Source organism: Arenimonas sp., from assembly GCF_019459675.1.
GTDB lineage: Bacteria > Pseudomonadota > Gammaproteobacteria > Xanthomonadales > Xanthomonadaceae > Arenimonas.
This window is the reverse complement of sequence record NZ_JAIBFH010000258.1, coordinates 1-1298: the sequence shown is the minus strand read 5'-3', so window position 1 is coordinate 1298 and position 1298 is coordinate 1. Positions and strand designations below refer to the sequence as shown.

At 68.6% G+C, this 1298-nt stretch carries 1 protein-coding gene; it reads left to right on the top strand.

Going from position 1 to position 1298, the window contains the following annotated elements:
* Nucleotides 1-1154 (top strand): polyamine ABC transporter substrate-binding protein (locus K0M70_RS08635; RefSeq protein ID WP_290781395.1); only part of this gene is annotated, 1154 nt, incomplete at its 5' end.
* Nucleotides 1155-1298: the final 144 nt, after the last annotated feature.

The window sequence follows — 1298 nt, the reverse complement described above, 5'->3', positions numbered from 1 at the left end:
CCCCCCCACCCCCCGGGCCCCTCCTTTTCCCCGCCCCCCCCGGGCTGCTGCCGGGGGCCGGGGTTCCCCCCCCCCGGGCCCCCCCGGGCGCCGCTCCCGCGCAGCCCGACACCCAAGGCAGCGGCGACCGGGTGGTTTACGTCTTCAATTGGTCGGACTACGTCGCCGAGGACACGCTGGCCAACTTCGAGGCCGAAACCGGCATCAAGGTGGTCTACGACACCTACGACGCCAACGAGATGCTGGAGACCAAGCTGCTGGCGGGGTCGTCGGGCTATGACGTGGTGTTCCCGTCCGCACGGCCGTTCGCGCAGCGCCATGTCAAGGCCGGCGTCTACGCCCCCCTCGACAAGGCGGCGCTGAACAACTACGGCAACATCGACCCGGCGCTGCTGGCGGGCCTTCAGGACGTTGACCCGGGCAACGCCCACACGGTGCCCTACATGTGGGGCACCACCGGGCTGGGCATCAACGTGGCCAAGGTGCGCGAGGCGCTGGGACCGGACGTGGCGCTGGATTCATGGGCGCTGCTGTTCGACCCGGCCAACGCCGCGAAGCTTGCCGACTGCGGCATCGGCGTGCTCGACGACGAACAGGAAACCTTCGCCGCCGCGCTGATATTCCGCGGCCGCGACCCCAACGCCATCACGGGCGATGAAACGCAGGTGGTCAAGGACACCTATGCCGCCGTGCGGCCGCACATCCGCTATTTCAATTCGTCCAAGTACATCGACGACCTGGCCAACGGCGACCTGTGCCTGGCGATGGGCTATTCGGGCGACGTGTTCCAGGCGGGCGACCGCGCCGAGGAAGCGCAGAACGGCGTCGACATCCAGTACATCATCCCCAGGGAGGGTGCGCTGCGTTGGTTCGACCTGATCGCCATCCCCGCCGATGCGCCGCACAAGGCCAATGCGCACGCTTTCATCGACTACCTGCTCAAGCCCGAAGTGGCGGCCGCCATCAGCAGCTACGTGGCCTACGCCAGCCCCAACACCGCGGCCATACCGCTGCTGGACCCGGAGATCGCCAGCGACCCGGCCATCTACCCGCAGGCCGACGTGCTGGCCAAACTGGTTGACCCCAAGACGTTCTCGCCCGAGCTGACGCGCGAGCGCGTGCGCGCCTGGACCACCATCAAGACCGGCCGCTGATTCGAATCGGGCGGGCCGTCAGGGCCCGGGAACCGGGACGAGGGGCGTCGGGCGCAATTCCCCACGCTAAGCGCAAAGAGCGCGGCGCGCTTGCGCGCGAAATTCGCCGCGAATAAACGTAAAAGGTGGCCGGCGGCACGCCGT